We start from the raw sequence: 24,471 nt of genomic DNA, 5'->3' as shown, positions 1-24,471 counted from the left end.
TAAACAATGCTTCCAAAAAATCAACTATTTGTCGATAAGGCTATAGGATTGTTCCGAAGGTGCCATTTAGAGAGGCTGAAGCATGCTAAACGAACTTTCCAATCACGTTGGCTAACATCGCCAATAAAAAAGGGGCGATACTTCGCCCCTCAGATCGTCCATCAGGTTTTTGATTTGTGATTATATCTTTGAGCTGTAGAGAGAAATCAACTTAGACTTTCTGTTACAACTGGCTTGTTATTGCGCTTAGCAATCCAGTACGCAACGCTACCCCAAAGCACGGTGAGTGCCCAAAGTGCCGTCCAATGTGGAGCGACTTGTTGCCAGGTTGCCCCCATTTGGTTTAGCGCTAAGAAAGCTTTGATCGCCCATGTACTTGGACTTAAATCTGCAATCCATAGTAGGGGAGCAGGAATGGCTTCAATCGGCCAAATAAAACCCGCCAAGAAAATGAGAGGCATAGAACTCACGAGGACGACTAAGGTAACCAGTTCACGCCGAGGTAATAAGTAACCCAGCCAGAAGCCTAGTCCGCAGCAACCTAAAAAGAACGGGAACAACATGGCCAGTAGTTCGCTCACATTGGCGATATGGTTTACGCTCAAACGTTCGAAGCTAAAACCAAAATAATAGGCGCCGAGTAAATAATAAATTGCCACAAATACTAACGTTCTCACAAGCAGCAGCGATCCCGTTGATACTTGAGACCAGTAGCCACGACCATGACGCTGTGTTCCCGTTTGTAATCCAACCGCCATGATCAACGTTTGTTGTAAAATCAGAACAAATACTGCTGGCACTACGTATTCGATGTAACCCATGGTTGGGTTGAACGTCGGTTTCATATTAAGCTTAATAGCAGAGTAATTATGGCTAGCCATACTCATGGGCACACCATCTATCACCATTTTACTGACTTTCACTTGGGCCCCTAATGTGCCTCCCGCTTGGGCCAATCCCTCTACCACGGTTCCGTACACGAGAAAATACGAGGCGTCCGCAGCATAGGCTAGAGTCGGGCTTTTACCTAACATGAGGTCTTTGTAAAAGTGTTCCGGTATGACTAAAAAACCGGTGATCTCTCGTTGTAAAAATGCTTGTTTTGCATCAGCAATCGTATGAAGTCGAGTAACTACGTTGACTTGTGGAGTGGCATCAACCATACGTTCCAGCTTTAAACTCGTCTGACTACCATCTAAATTAACAATCGCGATTGGTTGTTCACGAGGCGTTTGTTGTGCATAAGGCAAAGGGTATAAAAACGAGTAAAATACGACACCACCAAAAACGGTCAACGTAACGACTGGATTGGTTAGAACGGCCTTCAGTTCCGCTTTAATCAGTTGCCACAATGTCATACCGCCTCCTTCGCTTGGCGTGTTGATGAAGCTGTTCGATGTTTACCCATCAAGGCTGCGGTAATGAGCAAGGGCACAACGTAGCCAACCATAGGCCATAGCGAGCTTAAAGATTGTGCGGCCGATGCTCCATAGCTTGCTTGACTCACTTGCACTTCAATGTAATGGGTAATCGGCAATAATGAACGCCATGCATAAGCGAGCGTGTTCATGTCAGAAACTGGGAATGTAATTCCCATGAACGCGAAACTTGGAGCCGTAAACGCGCCAGCAAAACTCATCGCACGTGCAGGATCCATCGACAAGAAGAAGAACAACGCCCCCATAATGATACAGGCGATAACCGTCGCCAATTGTGCTAATAGCATAACCAAAAAACTGCCTTCCATTGGCCAATCAAGCACGGAATAAAACCAGTATAAGAACAATGCACCTTGCGCCATAAAGACCGGAATGTACTGACTTAATAGGGAAGTGAGCTTGGCGTATGGCTTTTCGCCCAAAAACGCAAAGCCATTCTTTCCACCATAAATGCGAAAGTGCGCGGTAAGAATCAAAATAGTGCTTACTACAATACATATTTGCCAAATGGCTGGCACGATAGCCGTTACCAAAAATTGTGCGTAGTTATTGTTACGGTTAAATAATGCGGTTATTTGTGTCGACACGGGTACAGCCTGCCCAGCCGCCGCTAGCGTTGTGGTGTTACCCTTAGCCAAGTTGCTCATTACTTCAACCTGAGCATCGAAATAGCCTTGTGCTTGCGCAACGGCAGAGTTGATCAGTTTCGCAACCAAAATGTACTGACTGTTGTAAAAGACAGAGAGTTGAGGTTGGCGGTGTTGGAGAATATCTTGATCGAATTTAGATGGGATAACCGCGTAAGCGTAGATATCGCCTTCAATCATCGCATTTTTTGCTTCGCTTGCACTGGTGTAGTGATAATTAACAGCCAGACTCGACGACGCATCCAAAGATTGAATGAGCTTTCGAGAAAGTTGGGAATGTTGCAGATCAACCACACCGATTGGCAGATCCCGGGCAATGCCCGCAGAGAACACTCCCCAAATCATCATCGCGAGCAAAATCGGTATCCAAGTAAGGCACGAAAGCAACCACTTATCTCGTCGTAAGATATGCCGCTGTGAAATCTTAATCGTCATAGCATTAACCTAGTGGTTGTGATTAAAGTTCAACGACAACACTCATTCCCATACGCAGTTCAGGTTCGGGTTGAGCTGGACGAGCTTCTACTTCAAAGGTACGAAGATCAAAACCTTGAGAAGCATCGGTTGCTCTCCACGTTGCAAAGTCACCCATAACGGCAACATGCGTTACTTTGAACTCAACATTTTTATTTAAGGCAGGCAAATAGGCATCAAAGGTTGCTCCTTTTTTAAAGTGTTGAAGGTAATCTTCACGCACATTAATTGTCGCCCAGGCATCTTCTGTATCTATCACAGTAACAACCGGGAAGCCCTGAGGTGCTAATTCACCACTTTGAAGTAGAACTTGAGAGACTTCGCCGTCAAACCAGCTGTAGATCTGAGTATCTTTCGCATACGCTTCTACTTCGGCTACGGCACCTGATGCCATGCGCGCTTTTTCCGCCGCCGCCACTTTGGTTTCACTTCTGGCGCCTTCTTTTGCCATTTCATACATTTGAAACGCGGCACTTTCTGTGTATTTCGCTGCTTGCCATTGCGTTAAAGCTTCATCGCGCTTTTGTTCTGCAACCACGCCATCGTTATAAAGGTTATTCACACGATTGTAGGTTTTTTCCATTAAATTCGCGGCGGCTCTAGCTTTCATCCACTGATCTTTTGCTGCTTGGATTTGTTGCTCACGTGCGCCTTTCTCAGCTTCTTGAGCTAAGGCGTCCGCCGCTTTTTCACCTGCTTTTGCTTGTTCTAACTTCGCTTCAATTTCAGGACTATGAAGGGTAAAAATAAGCTGGCCTTTCTCTACATCGTCGCCTTTACGGACCATGACCTCATCAATACGCCCTGGAACTTTTGAGGAAATGCTGTATTGCTGGGCTTCAATTAATCCCTGTAAGCGGATCGGTTCCGGTTGATAGGCTTGGTAAAATTGATAGCCAACCCAAGAGGCAACACCCAAAGCACAAAGTGAGAGTAAAACGGGTTTTAGTGATTTAGCTGCCATGATTTATTTCACCTCTTTGGATGTTGAAGCAGGGATATAAGCGGTATTTTGATATTGTTCGAAGCTGTTCATTTCACTGCTCAATGCGAGTAGTTTGGTTAAAGATATTAAATAGCGGAAACGTGCCGCTGAACGTTGTGTTTCTATACTCGCGACATAAAGTTGTGCATCCACAACATCCAGAGAAGACGACAGACCCTGAGTAAATGCTTTTTCACGCAAGCGCAGGTTTTCGTTAGCGAGTTCAATGCTAGATGCGAGCCCTTGTACTTCATCAATGGCTTGCTGAGCCTCCAAGTATGTCTTTTGGACTAGCAGCGATAAATCTTGTTTGGCTTGGGACTTTAATGAATCGACCTGCGAGACGACGCTTTGAGCTGCTTTGACTTTTTCGCTTCGCCCTGTTGATTCAATCAGTGGAATGCTCACACCGACACCAACTAACCAGTCAGGCTTCATTTGGCTTGCGAGAGAATCGTCTTCATACAAGCTGTAGTCTCCGTAAAGGTAAACTTCAGGATAGTATTTCCCTTTTTCTGCTTTGATTAAGCTAGAGGCTTGTTTGTGTTTAGCGCTCAGAAGTTCTAACCCCGGATAGGTAAGCAACGTTTGATCGACAAAAGCGGTAAGAGGGGGAAGACTGTCGTTGATAAACAAAGATTCAGCGGGCTCTACGGCATCATCTTGCGCAAGTAATTTACCTAATGCTGCTTGAGCAATACTCAAATCGCTGGCGGCTTTACGTGTTTCTACTGATGCTTTATCTAGAGAAGCCTCGGCTTGCAGGCGCTCAACGTGTGCGATTTGTCCTTGCTCTTCAAGCTTAATGGCAAAATCTCTATGCTTTTTTAGTCCAGCTTCAACCGCTTGCCGCGTTGCGAGTACTTCCTTTGCCAGCACGACAGAAAAGTAGTACTTCGACAAATCTTCAAAGCGCGCTTGTTGTTCCATTAGAAGCTGGCTTTTAGCCTCATCTGTTTTGCCTTCTGCTGCTGATTGAGCCGCAGAAATACGACCACCAGTAAAAATTGGCCAAATGGCACGAATAGACGAAGAGAAAATATCGCGTTCGGTTATGGTCGAAGTGGTATTAGCTAAGGCACCAAAAATAGGTTGAAAAGCAGGAGGTACGTTAATGTGTGTTCCTGTGCTGTCTAGGATCTGTTTTCCCGACAGCGTGATATCGGTATCTAAACGCGTGTAATTCGCGCCAATGGTAACCTGAGGTAAGTTGAGATTGCTGGTGGCACTCTCTTGGTATTGGTAATTCTCGACGTTTGAGCGTTGAGCTTTAAGAGAATAGTTGTTTTCTAGCAATAGCTGCCATGCGGTATCAAAAGTGATCGGTGCCGCATGACAGGCAAGGGAAATCGAGCTGCTAAGTAAGCCCAGTATCCAAAACTTTCCTGTTTTTTTCATAATGGCTGCTTTGTCGTAGAGTATAAGCTCTAATATAAAGGATTCGTAACTTGGTGTTAAGTAGGAGGGGAAATTGGGTAGTAGTATGCGCCCAGTTATGTTTGTGCTGGGCGCGGGAGATGTTACAAGTTTACTTCGTATATGGACAGTGAAACTCTGCTCTCCACTCAAGCTGACGAGAACCTCGCATCGTATTCAATAGGTCTTTTCCACTCATTTGAGGGAACGATAACAGGACCTTGAGATCAGAAGTACCGCCTCCGTTTTTTTCATAAGCCCTGACGTGTGTAAACGTTGAATACATATTCTCTGACAGCATCGCCTTATTCAGGCATATTCCAAAGGTATCGCGTTCCATGTTTGGTGTTCCTTCTAACTATAAATGCACCTCTGTTTATAGTTTTCCAGTTTTCAGATGGTGTCTAAGTGTTTGTCATATAGTCAGTATTTGTGTTTTGTTTTATTTGTGTCCAAATCACTGACATCAATGTTGAGCTTTTAATAGACTTCCAGCTTCACTGCTTTCTAACCGAAACTCTCAATGGTTTCGTTGATTAAAAATTATACGCTGGAAAGTCTAAAAACGCCTCAAAAACCGCTAAAATCGATGTGATCACGATCATGTTTTAAAGGGCAATTTATGTATGGAATTGAGTATCAGAGAGGAATGCTGAATTTGGTGAATGGTTGTAATTTTATGTTTCAGCTCGTCGATTAATTAACCGTAAACTCTGCGGTTTGCTTGCCTTCCTCACAGATTTATCACCGCAACAAAGCCATGCTGTTAACTGAGTGTTAACGTAATCGCTTGGGAGTGAATCATAAGGATGTATCAATGAGTTGGAAAACGATCAGCTTTCGTAAGCGAATGCTCATTATTATGACGCTGTCGGGGTTGATAGAGCTTCTATTGCTTGTCGCTGCAGGATTCACTTATCTCAAAATCAATCAAGAGCAAGAAATGGGAGAAAAAGCACTAGGTGTTGCCCGTTTTTTAGCAGACTCCGCCGTTGTTCGCGAAATGGTCGCAGCCCAAAATCCTCAGCCATACCAACTTCGTTTCCGAGAATTAACCGAAGCCATCGGTGCTGCATTCATCGTTATTGGCGACCATAAGGGAGTGCGCTTAATTCACCCCGTTGATGAGCGGTTGGGTAAACCAATGAGAGGTGGTGACAATCGTCGAGCGCTAGAGCAGGGGTTGTCTTATGTCTCGACAGCTCAGGGGTCGTTAGGTTATTCAGTTCGTGGTAAAGCCGCGATTTTTGACGAGCAAGGGAACATCATTGGTGTGGTTTCGGTTGGCTATTTGCTCGACCGGCTGCAAGACCGCATCGAACCATTTTTGGCCTTTTTGATTTTAATGGTCATCGTAGTTGTTGTCGCTAATGCCATTGTATCCAATTATGCGTCGAGAAAGTTTCAGCGCGCCATTTTGGGGTTCGAGCCTGAAGAGATAGGGCGGTTGTACGGCGAATTAGAAGTGACGATGAGTACCATTAAAGAAGGCGTGTTAAGTATTGATGCCCAAGGGATACTTCGCTCGATCAATCGTAGCGCCTGTCAGATTCTCGGTATTGATAGAGAGGCAGCTCTTAATAAACCGTTGACTGAGACGTTACGCGATAGTGACTTATATACGGTGCTAGAAACCGGACAGGAAGATCATGATATTGAGATATTCCTTAATCATAAACGTCTGATCGCAAACCGTTCGCCAATTTATGTGGATGGAAAAATAGTGGGGGCAGTATCGAGTTTCCGTTTAAGGGATGAAATCAACGACCTAACCGAGCAGTTATCACAAACCAAAGAATATGCAGATTTATTACGTTCGCAAACCCATGAGCATCGAAATAAGCTAAACACCATTAGCGGGTTAGTTCAGATGGGTGAGCTGGATGCCGTACAAAAGTTAATTGGGCAAGAAACCGCACACTATCAAGCGATGATCGAATTTTTAAGAGACACCGTTAAAGACCCGTTAATTGCTGGTATGTTGCTTGGAAAAACTGAACGTGCTCGCGAGTTAGGCTTACAGCTGGTGGTTGAAGAAGGCAGCCGTTTGGAGCCTCTGCCTGAGTGGCTAAATTCGGAAGACCTTGTCACCATTCTGGGCAACTTAATTGATAATGCTTTCGATGCAACGTTAACCTCGATTCGTGATGAATCGAATGTCGCATCGGAGCGCAGAAATATCGATGTGTCAGTGAGCGATTACGGAAATGAAGTGATACTTGAGGTGATAGATCAAGGCTGTGGTTTACCAAGCGATATAGAGCCGCAGGCGCTATTTAAAAAAGGGGTGTCGACGAAATCTCGTCAAAATCGGGGGGTAGGATTGCATCTTGTCAACCAGTTGGCCACTCGATATCACGGCCATGTTGAGATGATGCCCAACACAAATTATGGAACAAGAATAACGGTGTATTTACCCAAGGAAGAACAATTATGAGTATGGCGACTCGCGTAATGATCATTGAAGATGATCTGGCTATTGCTGAGCTGCACCACAAATACTTAAGCCAATTGGCAGGTTTGGAAGTGGTCGGCATTGCGACCACGAGAATGGAAGCGGAAATGCAACTCGATATTCTTAAGCCAGACCTGTTGTTGATGGATGTATACCTTCCTGATGGAACAGGGCTTGAGATACTCAATACATTACGTGCGAACAACCAAACTTGTGACGTCATTTTGATTACCGCGGCAAGGGATGTCGATACGCTACAACAGGCAATGAGAGGGGGAGTCGTTGATTACCTACTCAAACCAGTGATGTTTCCACGTTTAGATGCCGCACTGAAAAAGTATGTGTCCCAACGCCAACAACTAGACATCGCAGAGAGTTTGGATCAGAACCTCGTTGATAAAATGCTGCAGTCTCACGCCAATCAAGACAACTTGCCGAACCGATTACCGAAAGGGATTGATGGTGTAACCTTAGATAAGATCAGAGAGTTGTTCCCAAATGGTAGTGTGCTTACCGCTGATGAGGCAGGCGAAAAGATCGGTGCTAGCCGAACAACGGCAAGGCGCTATTTGGAGTATCTGATCAGCACTGGTGAACTAGAGGCTGATTTAAACTATGGGTCGGTAGGTAGGCCTGAAAGGTGCTATAAAAAAGTGACGCGGTAGCGTTTATATTGATGCTCTATGCAAAATAAAAAGCGATGGCTTATTGTAGAAACCATCGCTTTACAAATTATTGCAAGAGACTAGAAGTTGTATTCTAACTTCGCTTCAATAGAACGCTCAGCGTTAAACCAACAGTTATTTTTGTCGTAACAAGAATAATATTCTTTATCGAATAGATTGCTTGCAGAAAGGGTGACGCTAGCCCCTTTCATTGATTCAGATACTGTTGAGAAATCGTAACTTGCTGCCAAATCAAACAAGGTGTAGTCAGGCACTTTTTCACTGTTTTGAGCATCAATTTGTGCTTCTCCGACATAGCGAACGCCAGCACTGGTACGAAGGCCTGAAAGATTTCCTTCAAAGAAGTAATTTGCCCATAGAGAGGCCGTTTGCTCAGGTACCCAAACCGGCGTTTTACCTTCTTGGTTGTAATAACTGTCCTCGGTAATCTCCATATCGGTATATGTATAGCCTAGAGTGAAATCAGCTTGTGCTGTGGCTTGCCATTTTGCCTCAAGTTCAATACCTTGTGATACCACTTCGCCCGCTTGATAGTTCGGTGCATAAGGATTATTCGGATCGGTCAAGATCGCGTTTTTCTTCGTAATATGGAAGAGTGCTAAGTTACCTGAGATATCACCAGATAATGGGGCGTATTTAAAGCCTAACTCCCATTGATGACCGGTTGATGGCTCAAATGCTTTACCAGAAGAGTCGGCACCCGCAATTGGCTCAAAACTTTCCGAGTAAGTAAGATATGGCGAGAGACCAAAGTCTAGCTCATACAAACCGCCGACTCGGAAAGATACGTTGGTGTCGTCTAACTCTTCCTTGCTGTTGGATATTGTTCCTAGATAATCGCTCACGGCGTCCGTATTTAAATCGTATTTATCCCAACGAAGACCTGCAATCATTACAAGTTGGTCGTAACGAACTTGATCTTGCAAATAAACGCCAATTTGCTTCGTTTTGATATCTAAGTTTTGTTTGTATTGGAAATTCAGTGCATTACGATCAATGCTGTTGTGGTCAGGATTGAAGATGTCCTGAGTTAGCGAATACCCAAGCGTATCTTTGTATTTTACATCCGAATCTAGATACTGATAATCAATTCCGAACAATAAGTTATGTTCAAAGTCTCCTGTTTTAACGTAGCCAGATAGTTGGTTGTCAATCACAAAGGATTTGGACTTTTCATCGGTTAAATAGGCATTTCGACCAACGGTACGGTTATCCGCTTCAAGTGCACCGTTATATGTGTTTTCCTGATAGGCATCGGCGGTCATGTAGCGGGCATTCTGTAGAAATTGCCAATTGTTGTTAAAGTCGTGTTGGACTTTGTAACCCATCATCAGAACTTCGCGTTCGTAAGTGTTCCAGTCCTCATCCCCCAAATAAGTGCTTGGTGACATCGAGCCAAGTGGGTTGTCAATCACTGAGCCAGACGCTGGCACGGTCGTGTAGATACCTGCTGATGGATCATTTTGATAGTAAACATTCACGTTGACTAAGGTGCTTTCTGTGGCTTGCCAATTGAAAGATGGAGCGAGGACATAACGTTCGTCTTCAGACGTATCGGCTTGACCATCTCGCTGTTTTGCGAGGCCGATAATACGGTAATCAACATTAGAATCACCAATTTGTCCTGTGGTGTCGAACGTCAGTTCTTTTAGGCTGTTAGTCCCAGTACTAATCGAGACAGAGTGCGAAGGTGTTGACTGAGGCGCCTTGGCGATAATATTGACCATGCCTCCTGGTGGAATATTGCCGTAAAGAACAGACGTTGGCCCTTTAAAAACCTCGATTTGTTCAAGGGCAACGGAATCGACCTGAGGTTGAAGATTCCAGCCGTTGTACAGCAAAGGCAGACCATCATAAAAGTTGGTGTAGTTAATAAAACCACGAATATTGAATAGGTCAAGTCGGGAAACGGCACCGCCACGCAGCTCTGTATTTACGCCAGGCGCGTAACGCAATGCTTCGCTCACCGAGTTTACGCCGCGCAGGTCCATGTCATCTTTAGTGATTACCGTGATCGCTTGCGGCGTTTCTTCCGGTTCTAAAACGGTTTTAGTTGCGGTGTTTCGGTATGTTTCGCCAAGTACTGTGATAGTTTCGTGCTGAGAAGTGCTCTCAGTGGCACTGGCGTGACCAGCAATAAGCGCGGATACCACGACTGCAACCGCAGAACGATGAAATCGATTCGGACTTTCCATATTTATTAATTCCACTACTTTTATTTGTTGATAATGATTGTTGTTTGCATTCTATAGCGAAAGAAATAGGAAAAGTTAACAATTTGGTGCAAAGCCAGAACCTAAGTGCTTAGGCTTCTATCTAATAGGCGTGGCTTCGTTCGGTTTGACAGGTATCCAGTAATGCATTTGGGCATTCTCGCTCTCAACCTCATAGTCTTCTGGATAAACTTCTAACTCGTATCCATCAATACCGTGATAATTGGAATAGGGGAGCCAGTGCAAAATGAACCACTCAAGCGTCGCCGCTAGATTTGATGCTTTACCTATGTGCGTAATCACTGCGTAGGTTTGCTTAGGAACAACCAGAAGATCTGGTTCTTGCGTAGAGCCTTTGGATATTGAAGTTCTTGACGCTGAGTTGTACTCATAACCAGCCCAATACTCGAGTTGCTGGTTGTTTGAATACGCTTTTGTTACGTCAATCACACCAAGATAGTTTCTTTCCAGATGAGTATGGTTTTCAGATGAATAGAGCTGTGACCATAATGAGGGCACTTTGGATTGGAAGTTGGGCGTTGCGGAAAACAATCCATAAATAGGTTCATGATAACCAGCAAGCACAAAAGCAGGTTTTGTTTCTATTCGAACTTCGATAAAGCACTTATGTCTATTTTCGTCTTCTGGTGTATCGCGCAATGTTAAAGGTTGCCTCAAGCCCGTTAGTTGCTGAGCTTTACGATAATCTCGAGGGCTCTTTGAAAACATATTTTTGAACGCTCGACTGAATGCATGTTCAGAAGCAAACCCCATTTCTATCGCAATATCTAACGAGCGATCTGATGTATGGATTAAGCGTTCAGCCGCAAGGCTTAGTTTAAGCTCTCTAATATAGTGAGCGACGGACACGCCAGTGTGTTGCTGGAAAACGCGTTGCAGTTGCCAACGTGACCAGCAGCTTGCTTTCGAGATTTCATCCACGCTAAGTGCGATATCTAGATTGTTGTGAATGTAATCAAGCACAGAGTGTATTCGGTTTATCGGGTGCAGATTCTTTGTGCTTGGTTTCATGACATTCTACTTTCGCATTAATAGTATCCTCATTATCTTTAATTGAGTATCATTATCAATAGAGTAAGAGGATAAAATTCAGGCCACATAGATCACAATAAAATTGTAATGGATTGCAAGGGTGGGTAAGGATTGTCCATATTAGAGTTTTTGCTTAATTTTTGTCTTACGTTAGTGCAACTTTTTTTATCCATAAAATACAAATGTTTATGATGTTTTGTGCAACTTATTTAAACGTTTGCACTGGCAAGTGTTGATGTAAATCAAATAGTCGTAGACAATACTGCACCGTGTCGGACTCTCCTCCAGCGAGTACAGTGTGTACTTTTGAGACATAAGTGACCTAAATGACCTTAATACGTCGTGTTTCCAACAGATTTGGGAGTGCTACTTCTTGAGGTTCTTTGGGCCTATAGACTTTACCTATCAACGTAATAGGTAAGACCAATTTTCTATTTTGAGGTGCCATTGATAGGGTTGGCTCATCCTTTAGCCGTATCCGGGCACACAATAAGTACCTCGTTTTTAAGGGAAAGATGATGGTAATACCAGAAAACAGCAGCATCGTTATTTTTGGTGCTTCAGGTGACCTTACATACCGTAAGCTCATTCCTGCTTTATACCACCTCTATGCGAACAAACAGCTTCCAGAAAATTTTGCCATTCTGGGTGTAAGTCGCACTGAATACAGTGATGAGTCTTACCGCGCGAAGCTGAAAAAATCGCTTCAGGAAATGGAAAAGACTGAGCCAGAAACGCTTGATGCATTTATTAACCATCTGCACTACCAAGCTATCAATACTTCTGACACACAAGATTACAGTAAGCTATCTTCTCGTTTAGACCAACTTGCTGACGAATATCGTTTCGATCAGCGCAATACGCTTTTCTACTTAGCAACCCCACCAAGTTTATACAGTGTGATTCCTGCAAGTCTTGCAGCACACGGCCTAAACAAAGAAGAAGATGGTTGGAAACGCCTGATTATTGAGAAACCATTCGGTTATGACCTTGAATCAGCACGTATTCTGGATAAAGAAATTCACGAGCACTTCCAAGAGCATCAAATTTACCGAATTGACCATTACTTAGGTAAAGAGACGGTACAAAACCTTCTTGTACTTCGTTTTTCAAACGCGATGTTTGAGCCGCTTTGGAACCGTAACTTCATTGATTATGTTGAAATCACGGGAGCAGAATTCCTCGGCGTAGAGGAGCGTGGTGGTTACTACGACAACTCGGGTGCCGTGCGCGATATGTTCCAAAACCACCTGCTACAAGTATTGGCGATGGTGGGTATGGAGCCACCTGCACAGATCAATGCAGATTCGATGCGTGATGAAGTCGTTAAAGTACTCCAGTGTTTAAAACCTTTGGACGAAAACGCTCTGCGTAACGATCTAGTATTAGGTCAATACACCGCTTCTGAAGTTCGTGGACAAAGTCTACGTGGCTACCGTGAAGAGCCGGGGGTTGCAGATGATTCTCGTACCGAAACGTACATCGGTTTGAAAGCATACATTAACAACTGGCGTTGGAATGGCGTGCCATTCTACGTGCGTACTGGTAAGCGTCTTCCAACACGCGTGACTGAAGTGGTTATCCACTTTAAACAAACACCGCACCCAGTGTTTGGTCAAAACGCACCAGAAAACAAGCTGATCATTCGCATTCAGCCAGACGAAGGCATTCAAATGAGCTTTGGCTTGAAAGAGCCAGGCGCAGGTTTTGAAGCGAAAGAAGTGAAAATGAACTTCCATTACGCTGACCTACAAGAAACGCAAATGCTAACTGCGTATGAGCGTCTTCTACTTGATGCTTTGAATGGTGATGCTACGCTATTTGCACGTAGTGATGCGGTGGAAGCGTGTTGGCAGTACGTACAGCCAATTTTAGATTTTAAACAAGATCCACAATCCCTCTTCGGGTACGCATGCGGCACATGGGGTCCTAAAGAGTCAGACGACCTGCTACAGCGTGATGGTCGCGCTTGGCGCTTCCCATGTAAAAACTTAACAGATACGGATTACTGTGAACTATGATCAACCATAAGATCTACCAAACAGCAGAGCAGGTAGTTGAAAGCCTAGCTAACGACATGAAAGCGTTCAGCGAAATGGGCCGACCTGTTCACATCTCTCTTTCTGGCGGCAGCACTCCTAAAATGCTGTTCAAACTGTTGGCTTCAGAGGCTTACGCAACCTCTATTCAGTGGCAAAATCTCCACTTCTGGTGGGGTGACGAACGTTGTGTCGCACCTGACGATGCGGAAAGCAACTACGGAGAAGCGAACGCGCTACTGTTTAGCCAAGTAAACATTCCAACAGAAAACATCCACCGTATACGCGGTGAAGATGACCCTAAAGTGGAAGCGGAACGCTTTGCGAAAGAGATGTCAGAGGTGATTCCGACTGAAAACGGAACCCCTGTGTTTGACTGGATCTTATTAGGTGTTGGTGCAGATGGTCACACCGCTTCTCTGTTCCCTGGCCAAACCAATTATGATGATGCGAATCTATCTCTTGTGGCGCCTCATCCTGAGTCGGGCCAACTTCGTGTGTCAAAAACGGCACGCGTTTTAGAAGCAGCAAAACGCATCAGTTACTTAGTGCTTGGTGCAGGAAAAGCGGACATCGTTGAAGAGATCAACAGTTCACCTGCACACGCACTGCCATACCCAGCGGCTAAGATTCAAGCGAAATCTGGTCTGACGGAATGGTATTTAGATTTGGACGCAGCAGCAAAAATTGCTTAAACGCTGCTCGTCAATGAAACAAAATTGGAGAGAAACAATGAAAGGTGATATCGGTGTAATTGGCCTAGCGGTAATGGGTCAAAACCTTATCCTAAACATGAACGATCACGGCTTCAAAGTGGTCGCTCACAACCGCACTGCTGCTAAAGTAGACGAGTTCCTGGAAGGTCCAGCGAAAGGCACGAACATCATCGGTGCATACTCTCTAGAAGAACTAGTAGAGAAGCTAGAAACGCCACGTAAAGTGATGCTAATGGTTCGCGCAGGTGATGTGGTAGACAAATTCATCGACGCGCTAGTCCCTCTACTAGATAAGGGCGACATCATCATCGACGGTGGTAACACAAACTACCCAGATACAAACCGTCGTGTTGCTGCACTACGCGAAAAAGGCATCCACTTCATCGGTACTGGCGTATCTGGTGGTGAAGAAGGTGCACGTTTTGGCCCATCTATCATGCCTGGCGGCGCTCCAGAAGCTTGGGAAGCGGTTAAGCCAATCTTCCAAGGTATCTCTGCAAAAACTGATGCAGGTGAGCCTTGTTGTGACTGGGTTGGTAACGACGGTGCGGGCCACTTCGTTAAGATGGTACACAATGGCATCGAATACGGCGACATGCAGCTGATCACAGAAGCTTACCAGTTCATGAAAGACGGTCTTGGTATGTCTGCAGACGAGATGCAAGCGGTATTCGCTGAGTGGAACAACACTGAGCTAAACAGCTACCTTGTTGAAATTACGGCTGACATCCTTGGCTACAAAGACGAAGACGGTGAGCCTCTAGTTGAGAAAATCCTAGACACTGCTGGCCAAAAAGGTACAGGTAAATGGACGGGTATCAACGCTCTAGACCTTGGTATTCCTCTAACGCTAATCTCTGAGTCCGTATTCTCTCGCTGTCTATCTGCACTAAAAGATCAACGTGTTGAAGCTGAGAAACTGTTCGGCAAGACAATCACGCCAGTAGAAGGTGACAAGCAAGAGTGGGTTGACGCACTACGTCAAGCGCTTCTAGCGTCTAAGATCATCTCTTACGCTCAAGGCTTTATGCTAATGCGCGAAGCATCAAACGAGAATGGCTGGGACCTAAACTACGGTAACGTTGCTCTTATGTGGCGTGGTGGTTGTATCATCCGTTCTGCGTTCTTAGGCAACATCCGTGATGCATACGAAGCGAATCCAGAACTAGCATTCCTAGGCTCTGATGATTACTTCAAAGGTATCCTACAAAACAGCCTAGTAGCATGGCGTAAAGTGGCGGCTAAGTCTCTAGAAGCAGGCATCCCAATGCCATGTACGACTTCTGCACTAACATTCCTAGACGGTTACACAACAGCTCGTCTACCTGCGAACCTACTGCAAGCTCAACGTGACTACTTCGGTGCTCACACTTACGAGCGTATCGACCGTGAGCGTGGTGAATTCTTCCATACGAACTGGACGGGTACAGGCGGCGACACAGCGTCTACAACTTACGACGTTTAATCGTTTTAAGTAAATCGACTAAGTATAAAAGGATGCCTAAGCATCCTTTTTTGTGTTTGGCTTTATGAAACTCAAAGAGCGCCTAGGCGCTCTTTTCTGTGGTCGTTTTCTTGTTTTGATAAAACCTGTCTTTGAGGTAGAGAATTGCGCTGACCACAAGAGCCACTACAGAAACAGTAAATAGGGCATACATGCTGAGAATCCATGCGAATGTAGCCGTCAAAAACGCAATGAAGGAAAACATTCTGCTGAAAGACATCACATGGCCAAGTTTGTTACTTTTCATAAACGCCTCCCAAAGCTGAGTGGGGATAGACAAGTGTGGTCATATACCACGCTTTGATTGTCTGTTCTTTTTTGGCGTTTCACACAAAAAATCGGCTAAAGATTTCTCAAAAAAAGTGAAATATTGAACTGGTAGACAAATCCATAAACGGACTTACAAATATATGAATGCATTTGTCTATCACTTCAAAGTTTTTGCTGTGCGGATTAAGGCCTTTTAACGCTATTATTGCAGCCTTCGAGTTTACTAGGCGTAATTTCAAGTCAATAATTCCGGGAAGCTCATCCTCATTATCAGTCACGATGAAAATCACTTTTCTTTGCTTAACAATACTTTATTGAATATGTGTGATTGCATCAGATTTGAGAATGAAACTAAGGTTGCAAGAAAGGCGAAAAAGAGTGCTAGGTAAGCCTTTGAACTACGCCTATAATTAGCGCCCACATGGAGGATGTTTAATAAATGAACATCCTCTATTTTTTGAAACCAGCAACAAGGATCCAGTAAAACGTGTTTTTCTGGTGTTGTTTACGTTGACCAAGAAGGTGATTAACACAACAAATTGAGGTTCTAAGATGACTCTTAACAAGTACTTTGTTTTCATTCCGGCAGAATTGGATCAGGAAATACACAAGGACAACCAAGTGATCTCTGAGAAGGAAACTCAACGTCAGGCATTAGTAAAACAGGCTCAACAACAAGGTGGCCTGTAAGCTAGGTTTCAAATAGAAAGAGCACCGCAAAGGTGCTCTTTTTGTATCTGAGGTTATGGATTAACCCAATATGCCGAGGCTTTTCAGCTTTCTATAAATCGTATTTCGACTGACGCCAAGCATACGAGATGTTTTGCTGATGTTCCCCTGATTGGCTTGATATGTTTTGAGCAGTTTGTCTTCGACGGTTGCACGCAGTTCTAACGTGGGTTCGGCAGTGGTTGTTACGTCTTGAGCCTGGCTGAGCTTCTTACTCAGGTGAGTCGGTACGTGAGTGAGCTCTAACGTTTCTTCACCTTGCGCCATTAACGCGGATACTTTGATTAAACTATCGAGTTCACGCAAGTTTCCAGGCCAAGAGTAAGAAAGCAGTAGAGAAAGTAGGTGAGGACAGAGTTGTTGTTCAGATTCAGCGTGACGTCGATGAATATTCTCGATCAGTTGTTGCTTATCATCTCGCTCTTCGAAGCGAGGCAATTCGATGATCAAACCATTGAGGCGATAGTATAAATCTTGACGGAACAATCCTTCGCTAACCAAGTTCTCGATATCTTTATGTGTGGCCGCAATGATTTGCGTATCGACTTGAACACTTTGGTTTGAACCCACAGGAAGCACGGTTTTATCTTGCAATACATGCAGCAAGCGGCTTTGAGCTTCCAAGGGTAAATCTGCGATTTCATCCAGAAACAAAATCCCCTTGTGCGCTTGGCGAATTTTTCCCTGATAGCCTTTGCTGTTTGCGCCAGTAAACGCACCAGCCACGTAGCCAAACAATTCGGACTCAACCAAATCTTTCGGTAGTGCGCCACAGTTGACGGAAACCAACGGCCCCGTTTTTCTCTGGCTGTTTTTATGTAGCGCTTTCACAAACTCATTTTTACCAACCCCAGTTTCTCCGAGAATCAGTAAGCTTATGTCTTTATCGATAACGCGATTGGCTTGTTGCCAGCAATGTTCGACAGTAGAATCGCCGTAATGCAGATCATTGGAAGCGGTAACGGAACGAGACTTCACTTTTTTGTCGGTCAGCGGCTTTGTTTTGAACACGAAAGGGTGCTCGTCACTTTGGATAGAAAGAATGTCGTCGAGCGATTGCCCGATGACGTTTTGTTGAGCAAGGAGCTGAGAAGCAACTTGGTTGTGCGCGAGAATCTGTCCATCTTCATTAGCGATGATAATCCCTTGCCATCCACTGTTTAGTAAGCCTTTTTCACACGCCAAATCCACACGAATATGCCCTTGTGGAATCAAGTTTAGCAATTGATTTTCAACTTGCTGAACCATGTTCTGTACCAGCACTTGCGTTGAGAAATCATGTTTCTTTTGTTCGCTGGTGATATCTAGCACGCCAATCAAATGACCAAGATGATCGAAAATAGGATTGGCCGAGCAGCTAATAAAACGATGGTGTTGGATAAAGTGTTGATCGCCGATGACTGAGACCGGTTTTGCTTCAACTATCGCAGTCCCAATCGCGTTGGTGCCTTTGACCTTTTCTTGCCAGCACGCACCAGAGCTTAGCGCAATTTCGGTCAACTTCTCGCGGAACTTAGGTTGTCCCCAACTGCCGATGATGACGCCGTCGGCATCCGTCAGAATTAAGCGGCTGTCACTATGAGCAAAAAGCTGATTAAACAGCGGGAGAGCAAACTGGGTGACGGTTTCCAATAAGAAGTTGAGTTGGTGACGCCTATTTTGAAGTGTCGCTGGTGTCACTCGAATATCTTCAGGGCGTCGACGCTGTTTTAAACCCGCCTGTTCACTTCGGATCCATGAAGTTGAAAGCCAATTGTTATCGCTAATGTGTTGAAGTTCCATGACTGTACCATTTTGTCACAGTGAGGGTGTGCCATTTTGGAACACTTGAACATTGGTGTTCACACCATACATCCGCTCAAACATCGCTCACTTGGTTTGTTATCGCTTGGTAATCATAGTTTTACATTTAGTTAACAACAAGTGTGGTGTAGTTGGCGTGTGACTTGCGTAATGCTCTTTGTGAACAGTGCGATACGACACTGCAATAACACATTGAACGAGAAACAAAAGGAAGAGTTATGATCTATGCACAGCCAGGTAGTGAAAATGCCATTGTTAACTTTAAATCGCATTACGATAACTTTATCGGTGGGGAATGGGTAAAACCAACGGGCGGTGAGTACTTTGATAATATCTCACCAATCAACGGACAAGCGTATTGTAAAGTTGCCCGTTCTGGCGAGGCAGATATCAACTTAGCATTGGATGCTGCACACAACATCAAAGCAAAATGGGCGAAAACCAGTGTGACAGAACGCTCTAACATCTTGCTGAAAATCGCTGATCGTATCGAACAGCATTTAGAAGAACTTGCAGTTGCAGAAACATGGGAAAACGGCAAACCAGTTCGTGAAACCTTGGCAGCGGATTTACCTTTGGTGGTAGATCATTTCCGTTACTTTGCTGGCTGTATTCGCGCACAAGAAGGCAGTGCGGCGGAGCTGGATGAGCACACCGCAAGCTACCACTTCCCGGAGCCGATTGGCGTGGTTGGTCAAATTATTCCATGGAACTTCCCAATGTTGATGGCGGCTTGGAAGCTGGCACCGGCACTTGCGGCAGGTTGTTGTGTGATATTGAAGCCAGCAGAACAAACGCCAACGTCGATTCTGGTTCTTATGGAAAAAATCGGAGATCTACTGCCACCGGGCGTCATTAACGTTGTTAATGGTTTTGGTTCAGAAGCGGGCCAAGCGCTCGCAACCAGCAACCGCATTGCGAAGTTAGCGTTTACCGGCTCAACACAAGTTGGCAATCACATTCTAAAATGTGCAGCGGACAACTTGATCCCATCGACAGTGGAGCTAGGTGGTAAATCTCCAAACATTTACTTCTCAGATGTTTTCGATTACGAAGATGAGTACCTCGATAAGTGTATCGAAGGTACGCTACTTGGTTTCTTCAACCAAGGCGAAGTTTGTACCTGTCCATCTCGCGTATTAGTTCATGAAGCGATTTACGATAAGTTTGTAGAGAAATTGACGGAACGTGCGCAGTTAATCAAGCAAGGTAACCCGCTCGATACCGATACTCAAGTTGGTGCTCAGGCTTCTCAAGAACAGTTTGATAAGATTTTAAGTTACCTCGAAATCGGCCGTGAAGAAGGCGCAAAAGTGGTCTTTGGTGGTGGTGTATCTGAACAGCCAGAGTCAATCAATCAGGGTTACTACATTCAGCCAACGATGTTGGAAGGCCACAATAAGATGCGTATTTTCCAAGAAGAAATCTTTGGCCCCGTCATTGCCATCACTAAGTTTAAAGATGAAGCGGAAGCTCTGGAAATCGCGAACGACACCGAATATGGCTTAGGCGCAGGCGTTTGGACTCGTGATGCGAACGTCGCATATCGTATGGGCCGTAATATCGAAGCTGGTCGAATCTGGATTAACTGTTACCACGCTTACCCTGCACACGCTGCGTTCGGTGGCTATAAAAAGTCAGGTATTGGACGTGAAACACATAAGATGATGCTGGATCACTACCAAAATACGAAAAACCTATTGATTAGCTACAGTGTTGATCCACTAGGCTTCTTCTAAATGAAGTAGTTAACAAAGAAAAAGCAGTACTAACCAAAACCCCGAGCCTTCGGGGTTTTTTATTGCATGGGCTTGCGGGTGGGAGGGTGTATATACGTGAAATTTATATTTTGAACCCATCTATATTGCGTGCTCAGGAACGTTGAATTACGGTCACTTTTCGTTCAAGTAGTTTTTCGACCGCGGTGTTTTGCTTTTCAAGACTAAACTGCTGATCAAAATCCAAGACGCGATTACAAGACTCAAGACTCGCAAACTGGTTTAAACATTCGCTAAGTTCTCTTTTAGAGCTCATTCGAGCCAAACTGCTTTCTGATGAAGAGAGTAGGGTCACTTTGCGGCCATGAAATGTTCCTTGTGGCAGAGCATCACTTTGCTGTGCTTGCTTTACTTCATGAACCGGTAAGTTAGTGTATTTAGATTGGATGTCGTTGGACATAGAGACACCTAAACTCTTAAGTCTAAAGTTTGTGGCATCGGAGCTACCTCAGCAGTGGCGACATGAGCAGACAATAACGACTCCCACGACTCACTTTGCGTCAACAATTCAGCCAAAGCAGTTTCAAAATACTCATAATCCAGTCGCTTAATGTTAATGAGTCGGTTTAAACAGAGTACATGTCGATGATTATCTAAACTAAAGAATAATTGATGCTCAGGCCAGTGATAATTAAAGGCTAGGAAAGAACGATAGAGATCGGAATTAACGATTTGAAGACCAACAATCTCAGCTTCGAGCTGGAGGGTTGTCGATTCAGGATGAAAGATGATATGCACTCTTAGATTATCATCAAACGCTAAGCTTACTTCATTTTCCGTTAGATGCAGTGCAGGCAAGCCTATTTGATGAGCAAACTTTAGCAAAATCTCATCGATAGTTTGGCGTGCTGACATAGGAATAGTCCCTTTTGAAATTTTATCAAGGAAAATATTAGATGTATCTCTTCGTGTTTATCAATATTGGTCGGTTGTTATTATATTTTGGTTTTTAATTTCGGTGAGCTAAATAGAACAGCGATAACAAATGTGCTCTGATGCATATTGTGGTTGTTCTTAGATATTTAAATATCTTTGTTCTCTAATATACCCACCTAATTGAAAGTGTATTAGGGCGCAGTCACTATGAGTTAAATTAAATCTAATGTTAAATCTGTGTTGTTGAAGAATGCGATTTATTGTCCGCTTGTAGTATAAATATAAGTTGATCTTTTATATTTTTACATAAAGAATTGTGTGAAATTAAAATGAACTAAGTCTATAAAATAAGTTTATGGTGTCATAATGAACAATTCTATGTGGGCTGGTTTTGTCGGACTATTCCTACTAAGTGGGTGTAGTCAATCTGTGCCGATTGTAAGGGAAGGTAGCTTTGACACAAAGAGTCAGGCGACACTCTATGGTTGGGTTTCTGTCGATGGATACTTTCCACCTTCGATTACGTCTCTTGATGTGGAAATATGTAAAGTGATTGAAAATCAGTGTCTTAGATCTGCATTGCAGCACTACCAAGGCGTTCAATTACCCGTACAGTATTCATTTTTAATTGCACCGATTCAAGCTGGTGACGGAAACATGAAGATAATTGGAAAGCTATACTCGAATGGGGAACTTGTAGCGGAAAAAGAAAAGAACTATTTATTTTCAGTGGAGGGAAAACAGGAAAACTTGATACTCGTGCCAAAAAAATAACCAGATGAAAAGTAATCGGTTACATTTAATTAGACCTTACTAAATTATTAAAAATAAAGATTTGCTCTTTCCTGTTGTGAAAGTTTTGTTGTTTTTTACAAACATTAATTACATGGTTTAAGTCATCGGGTCAGTTGTTTTTTAGACTTATACTTGTTGCAAAAATAGCATTCTTTATGATTATATCTCGCTCCTTGAACACGTTGGCTTGGCGTTTTAGGCTATAAAAAATACAATTTTAAGATTTTGGAAATTTCAGTTTGTTCGATAAACGATACCATAATCTATTTAATTTTATTCTAATGTATAACAAAAATCCTAAACTTTAATAACGAAATGATATTTAAGTTTTGGCTAATAATAAACGCTATCTGATAAAAATAATAAAGACGGACAGCAGAGTTTACTAAGATAAACTTTTACCTTTAGGTAAGGGTAATGCTTAGGATATTCGCTAATTATTCGGGGGGTATGGTAAGTGATATGAACTTCTATGCTCTTTTCTTTGCTTCTTTAATTGATATAGCAGTACTTAGAAATAACAACAACCAAAGTATTGCTTTGAAAGTTTCTCAACACTCGTACTGAGAAACTCAAAATAATGAAGGGTAGAAAATGGATGTGTCAGGCCAACTAAACACAGAAAAGGTCGGCTCGAGCTCGCGAAAAATTCGTAGTTTTTCCCGCTATGAAAAATCTGACGAAGTATTTCACTCAGACCAATCTCACATTGTTGTCGTTCACAATGGTCAGCTTCGAGTTCAAACAGGTGATTGCACAATCGATGTTGCGGCAGAAAACGGGGTGTTTCTATCCCAAGGGGATTACTTATTCGAGTACTCGCCCTTAGACGGGGCATACAAAGCGTCGATTATAACCTACGACAACGAACTCGTTAGTCAGCTATTACAAAAGCACAGTGATCTTTTGATGATGCTGCCCAAGGTAGATAAAGTTTGTTCTGGCTTGTTTACTTTTGGTTTGAACATACTCGTAGAGCAAGTGCTTTCCAGCATGCAGACGCTTGAGCAACAGGCGTATCCAGATGCGATCATGTGCCTAAAATATGAAGAGTTACTCATTCTTTTGCTGCACGGCAAAGGAGGAGAATCACTCTATGCGTTGCTGTCACAACAAACTAACCGAACATCGGAACGGTTACGTCGATTTATGGAACAACACTATCTCAAAGAGTGGAAGTTGACTGACTATGCGCAAGAGTTTGGTGCTAGCTTAACGACTTTTAAAGAGCTATTTAATGAGCACTATGGCATTTCTCCAAGAGCTTGGATCAGTGAGCGCCGATTGTTGCACGCTCATAAACTCCTGTTGACGAGCAAGATGAGCATCGTGGATGTGGCGATGGAGGCTGGGTTTTCTAGTCAGTCTTACTTTACGCAGAGTTACCGCCGTCGTTTTGGAACGACGCCAAGCCGTGTACGTTCGGGAGACGATCAAGTAGCTATCGCGAAATGAAATGACTTGGGACTAAAATTTTCTGACTAATTTTGAAAGTCACTCATCAGCGTAAATTCTATTATGCGTCATGTAACAACGAACGATTAAAAATTATTACACCTCTTTCTTTCTGGATCGTTCGAGAGGGGTGCGGAGACGAACATAAATGAAAAAGCAGCATTGGCGACGCCGTTCGCTTTTTCCAGACAGCATTGTGACACAACGGAAAGTGACTGTTTTGCAGAGAGGAGCTCGATATGAAAGTGCTTCTAGATCAACGCAGGATTTCAATGTTGTGCACGTCAATCACCGACAATTGTTGAGTGAAGGCGTCATTAATTATGAACAGTTATCTTTACTTCAGCGCTTGTTGGATAGAAGCGTCGTCGATAGCCTGTGCGCAAGCCAGTTGGTGAAAACGTATCAAAAGCTCGGTGCGTCGCTTGACCGATTCGCCATGCGTTTATTTTTGGAAATTGGGTCGCAGCTCAGTGATAGCCGCACACTCGTGACCTTTGAACAAAGACTGGAATACATCAACGCGCGTCTTGGTTTTCGCTTCAATTTAGCGGTGCCAAAAACGTTGATGCTTTGTTTTCATTTATCGCTAAACGAGTGGATTAACCGTCAAGTTGATCAAAGCGCTTTGCATGCCTCCATTAAAGTGGAACAGCTTATCAATCAGCTCGATATTCAAAAGGAATATTGGTCGAAACTATTGGGAGAGGACACCAGTGCGGTGTTTGTACAACAGCAACTCGATTTAATTGAGCGCCAACAACACCAGTTGAAAGATCAACTCGGGACGTTGAGTGAACAACAGATGCAAGTGATTGAATGTCATCGTTCGTTAATTGAGAAGTGGCAACCGTCCTTAGACGAGCTCAAAGGGTTCGCAGAGTACACTTCTACGACGGCTCAGTTTATCTCTGAGTGGAAAAAGTGGTGTTCGGAAGTTCGACTTGAGGCTCCTGAGCTGAACGAAGTCTGGGATGCATGCGATGTGGTTTACAACGACCAAAATGCGGTTGCGAAAGTATGGCAGTGGTTCAAGAGTATGCAAATTGTTGGAGACATCGATCACTACTATTTTGACACTCAAAGCGGCCAGTGCGGCCAGGCTTGCAATCACCTCAGCCAGATTTAAATAGGGCGT

21 protein-coding genes are annotated in these 24,471 nt (G+C 43.9%); 10 read left to right on the top strand and 11 right to left on the bottom strand.

The features are described from left to right. Window positions 1–206: 206 nt before the first annotated feature. The 5 genes from L3V30_RS19655 to L3V30_RS19635 form a co-directional block, all read right to left on the bottom strand. On the bottom strand, window positions 207–1,358 hold the full coding sequence (locus L3V30_RS19655; RefSeq protein ID WP_237309612.1) for an ABC transporter permease: 1,152 nt from the start codon (window positions 1,356–1,358) through the stop codon (window positions 207–209). Continuing rightward, entirely contained in the window at window positions 1,355–2,521 is a 1,167-nt protein-coding gene (locus tag L3V30_RS19650; RefSeq protein WP_031780620.1) for an ABC transporter permease, read from the bottom strand. Before L3V30_RS19650 ends, L3V30_RS19655 begins: the two co-directional genes overlap by 4 nt. Window positions 2,522–2,543: 22 nt before the next feature. Beyond that, window positions 2,544–3,524: an efflux RND transporter periplasmic adaptor subunit gene (locus L3V30_RS19645; RefSeq protein ID WP_237309610.1), complete on the bottom strand. Its 981-nt coding sequence runs from the start codon at window positions 3,522–3,524 to the stop codon at window positions 2,544–2,546. 3 nt (window positions 3,525–3,527) lie between these two features. After that, a complete protein-coding gene (locus L3V30_RS19640; RefSeq protein ID WP_005397359.1) occupies window positions 3,528–4,943 on the bottom strand; it encodes a TolC family protein in 1,416 nt (471 codons plus the stop codon). A 130-nt stretch (window positions 4,944–5,073) separates the two neighbouring features. Continuing rightward, window positions 5,074–5,301: a hypothetical protein gene (locus L3V30_RS19635; RefSeq protein ID WP_005377125.1), complete on the bottom strand. Its 228-nt coding sequence runs from the start codon at window positions 5,299–5,301 to the stop codon at window positions 5,074–5,076. A gap of 477 nt (window positions 5,302–5,778) precedes the next feature. On the opposite strand from L3V30_RS19635, the gene L3V30_RS19630 reads away from it, so the two are divergent. Together L3V30_RS19630 and L3V30_RS19625 are read left to right on the top strand one after the other, a co-directional pair. Next, on the top strand, window positions 5,779–7,398 hold the full coding sequence (locus L3V30_RS19630) for a sensor histidine kinase (protein WP_237309608.1): 1,620 nt from the start codon (window positions 5,779–5,781) through the stop codon (window positions 7,396–7,398). Then, window positions 7,395–8,081 (top strand): response regulator, encoded by a 687-nt coding sequence (locus L3V30_RS19625; RefSeq protein ID WP_005397363.1) that lies wholly within the window; start codon window positions 7,395–7,397, stop codon window positions 8,079–8,081. The genes L3V30_RS19630 and L3V30_RS19625 overlap by 4 nt, the downstream gene beginning before the upstream one ends. 80 nt (window positions 8,082–8,161) lie before the next feature. Here L3V30_RS19625 and L3V30_RS19620 read toward each other — a convergent pair whose 3' ends face one another. Both L3V30_RS19620 and L3V30_RS19615 read right to left on the bottom strand, forming a co-directional pair. Then, window positions 8,162–10,297 carry a TonB-dependent siderophore receptor gene (locus tag L3V30_RS19620; RefSeq protein ID WP_237309606.1) on the bottom strand — a complete coding sequence of 712 codons (2,136 nt, stop codon included), beginning with the start codon at window positions 10,295–10,297 and terminating at the stop codon, window positions 8,162–8,164. 117 nt (window positions 10,298–10,414) lie between these two features. After that, window positions 10,415–11,347: an AraC family transcriptional regulator gene (locus L3V30_RS19615; RefSeq protein ID WP_203347176.1), complete on the bottom strand. Its 933-nt coding sequence runs from the start codon at window positions 11,345–11,347 to the stop codon at window positions 10,415–10,417. A 539-nt stretch (window positions 11,348–11,886) separates the two neighbouring features. Between L3V30_RS19615 and zwf the strand changes: the two genes are divergently transcribed. Genes zwf through gnd form a run of 3 tightly spaced genes read left to right on the top strand, consistent with a single transcriptional unit; the run spans window position 11,887 to window position 15,588 of the window. Beyond that, window positions 11,887–13,389, top strand: coding sequence for a glucose-6-phosphate dehydrogenase (gene zwf, locus L3V30_RS19610; RefSeq protein ID WP_005397367.1), 1,503 nt, complete (start codon window positions 11,887–11,889; stop codon window positions 13,387–13,389). Continuing rightward, window positions 13,386–14,102, top strand: coding sequence for a 6-phosphogluconolactonase (gene pgl / locus L3V30_RS19605; RefSeq protein ID WP_152814862.1), 717 nt, complete (start codon window positions 13,386–13,388; stop codon window positions 14,100–14,102). The genes zwf and pgl overlap by 4 nt, the downstream gene beginning before the upstream one ends. A gap of 37 nt (window positions 14,103–14,139) precedes the next feature. Further along, window positions 14,140–15,588 carry a decarboxylating NADP(+)-dependent phosphogluconate dehydrogenase gene (gene gnd / locus L3V30_RS19600; protein ID WP_005397369.1) on the top strand — a complete coding sequence of 483 codons (1,449 nt, stop codon included), beginning with the start codon at window positions 14,140–14,142 and terminating at the stop codon, window positions 15,586–15,588. An 82-nt stretch (window positions 15,589–15,670) separates the two neighbouring features. Here the strand turns inward: gnd and L3V30_RS19595 are convergent, their stop codons facing one another. Then, the gene (locus tag L3V30_RS19595) at window positions 15,671–15,874 is read right to left on the bottom strand and encodes a hypothetical protein (protein ID WP_005464314.1); all 204 of its coding nucleotides are present in this window, start codon (window positions 15,872–15,874) and stop codon (window positions 15,671–15,673) included. 575 nt (window positions 15,875–16,449) lie between these two features. Between L3V30_RS19595 and L3V30_RS19590 the strand changes: the two genes are divergently transcribed. After that, entirely contained in the window at window positions 16,450–16,587 is a 138-nt protein-coding gene (locus L3V30_RS19590; protein ID WP_005464410.1) for a hypothetical protein, read from the top strand. A 60-nt stretch (window positions 16,588–16,647) separates the two neighbouring features. On the opposite strand, the gene L3V30_RS19585 is transcribed toward L3V30_RS19590, so the two are convergent. Beyond that, window positions 16,648–18,408: a sigma-54-dependent Fis family transcriptional regulator gene (locus L3V30_RS19585; RefSeq protein WP_237309604.1), complete on the bottom strand. Its 1,761-nt coding sequence runs from the start codon at window positions 18,406–18,408 to the stop codon at window positions 16,648–16,650. A gap of 239 nt (window positions 18,409–18,647) precedes the next feature. On the opposite strand from L3V30_RS19585, the gene L3V30_RS19580 reads away from it, so the two are divergent. Further along, window positions 18,648–20,168 (top strand): aldehyde dehydrogenase family protein, encoded by a 1,521-nt coding sequence (locus L3V30_RS19580; RefSeq protein WP_237309603.1) that lies wholly within the window; start codon window positions 18,648–18,650, stop codon window positions 20,166–20,168. A gap of 133 nt (window positions 20,169–20,301) precedes the next feature. Here the strand turns inward: L3V30_RS19580 and exsE2 are convergent, their stop codons facing one another. Together exsE2 and exsC are read right to left on the bottom strand one after the other, a co-directional pair. Then, window positions 20,302–20,607, bottom strand: a complete 306-nt coding sequence (exsE2, locus tag L3V30_RS19575; protein ID WP_005397379.1) for a T3SS regulon translocated regulator ExsE2 — start codon at window positions 20,605–20,607, stop codon at window positions 20,302–20,304. 8 nt (window positions 20,608–20,615) lie between these two features. Further along, on the bottom strand, window positions 20,616–21,062 hold the full coding sequence (gene exsC / locus L3V30_RS19570; RefSeq protein WP_005397386.1) for a type III secretion system regulatory chaperone ExsC: 447 nt from the start codon (window positions 21,060–21,062) through the stop codon (window positions 20,616–20,618). A 387-nt stretch (window positions 21,063–21,449) separates the two neighbouring features. Here exsC and L3V30_RS19565 point away from each other — a divergent pair, with 387 nt between their 5' ends. From L3V30_RS19565 to L3V30_RS19555, 3 genes are all read left to right on the top strand, one after another. After that, complete coding sequence (locus L3V30_RS19565; RefSeq protein ID WP_134646525.1) at window positions 21,450–21,857, top strand: YscW family type III secretion system pilotin; 408 nt, start codon at window positions 21,450–21,452, stop codon at window positions 21,855–21,857. Window positions 21,858–22,472: 615 nt separating this feature from the next. After that, window positions 22,473–23,333, top strand: coding sequence for an AraC family transcriptional regulator (locus tag L3V30_RS19560; protein WP_006741517.1), 861 nt, complete (start codon window positions 22,473–22,475; stop codon window positions 23,331–23,333). Window positions 23,334–23,481: 148 nt separating this feature from the next. Beyond that, complete coding sequence (locus tag L3V30_RS19555; RefSeq protein WP_152814876.1) at window positions 23,482–24,462, top strand: T3SS regulon anti-activator ExsD domain-containing protein; 981 nt, start codon at window positions 23,482–23,484, stop codon at window positions 24,460–24,462. Window positions 24,463–24,471: the final 9 nt, after the last annotated feature.

It is taken from the genome of Vibrio sp. A1-1 (genome assembly GCF_021728175.1).
GTDB classification, from domain to species: Bacteria; Pseudomonadota; Gammaproteobacteria; order Enterobacterales; family Vibrionaceae; genus Vibrio; species Vibrio diabolicus.
The sequence above is the reverse complement of the archived record's forward strand: the minus strand, read 5'-3'. Positions and strand labels throughout refer to the sequence as shown.

Coding starts and splice junctions, on each gene's coding strand:
- L3V30_RS19630 (WP_237309608.1), top strand. CDS start 5,779: ATGAGTTGGAAAACGATCAGCTTTCGTAAGCGAATGCTCATTATTATG.
- exsE2 (WP_005397379.1), bottom strand. CDS start 20,607: ATGTCCAACGACATCCAATCTAAATACACTAACTTACCGGTTCATGAA.
- L3V30_RS19580 (WP_237309603.1), top strand. CDS start 18,648: ATGATCTATGCACAGCCAGGTAGTGAAAATGCCATTGTTAACTTTAAA.
- L3V30_RS19555 (WP_152814876.1), top strand. CDS start 23,482: ATGAAAAAGCAGCATTGGCGACGCCGTTCGCTTTTTCCAGACAGCATT.
- zwf (WP_005397367.1), top strand. CDS start 11,887: ATGGTAATACCAGAAAACAGCAGCATCGTTATTTTTGGTGCTTCAGGT.
- L3V30_RS19615 (WP_203347176.1), bottom strand. CDS start 11,347: ATGAAACCAAGCACAAAGAATCTGCACCCGATAAACCGAATACACTCT.
- L3V30_RS19645 (WP_237309610.1), bottom strand. CDS start 3,524: ATGGCAGCTAAATCACTAAAACCCGTTTTACTCTCACTTTGTGCTTTG.
- pgl (WP_152814862.1), top strand. CDS start 13,386: ATGATCAACCATAAGATCTACCAAACAGCAGAGCAGGTAGTTGAAAGC.
- L3V30_RS19635 (WP_005377125.1), bottom strand. CDS start 5,301: ATGGAACGCGATACCTTTGGAATATGCCTGAATAAGGCGATGCTGTCA.
- L3V30_RS19565 (WP_134646525.1), top strand. CDS start 21,450: ATGAACAATTCTATGTGGGCTGGTTTTGTCGGACTATTCCTACTAAGT.
- exsC (WP_005397386.1), bottom strand. CDS start 21,062: ATGTCAGCACGCCAAACTATCGATGAGATTTTGCTAAAGTTTGCTCAT.
- L3V30_RS19655 (WP_237309612.1), bottom strand. CDS start 1,358: ATGACATTGTGGCAACTGATTAAAGCGGAACTGAAGGCCGTTCTAACC.
- L3V30_RS19625 (WP_005397363.1), top strand. CDS start 7,395: ATGAGTATGGCGACTCGCGTAATGATCATTGAAGATGATCTGGCTATT.
- L3V30_RS19585 (WP_237309604.1), bottom strand. CDS start 18,408: ATGGAACTTCAACACATTAGCGATAACAATTGGCTTTCAACTTCATGG.
- L3V30_RS19640 (WP_005397359.1), bottom strand. CDS start 4,943: ATGAAAAAAACAGGAAAGTTTTGGATACTGGGCTTACTTAGCAGCTCG.
- L3V30_RS19650 (WP_031780620.1), bottom strand. CDS start 2,521: ATGACGATTAAGATTTCACAGCGGCATATCTTACGACGAGATAAGTGG.
- L3V30_RS19620 (WP_237309606.1), bottom strand. CDS start 10,297: ATGGAAAGTCCGAATCGATTTCATCGTTCTGCGGTTGCAGTCGTGGTA.
- gnd (WP_005397369.1), top strand. CDS start 14,140: ATGAAAGGTGATATCGGTGTAATTGGCCTAGCGGTAATGGGTCAAAAC.
- L3V30_RS19595 (WP_005464314.1), bottom strand. CDS start 15,874: ATGAAAAGTAACAAACTTGGCCATGTGATGTCTTTCAGCAGAATGTTT.
- L3V30_RS19560 (WP_006741517.1), top strand. CDS start 22,473: ATGGATGTGTCAGGCCAACTAAACACAGAAAAGGTCGGCTCGAGCTCG.
- L3V30_RS19590 (WP_005464410.1), top strand. CDS start 16,450: ATGACTCTTAACAAGTACTTTGTTTTCATTCCGGCAGAATTGGATCAG.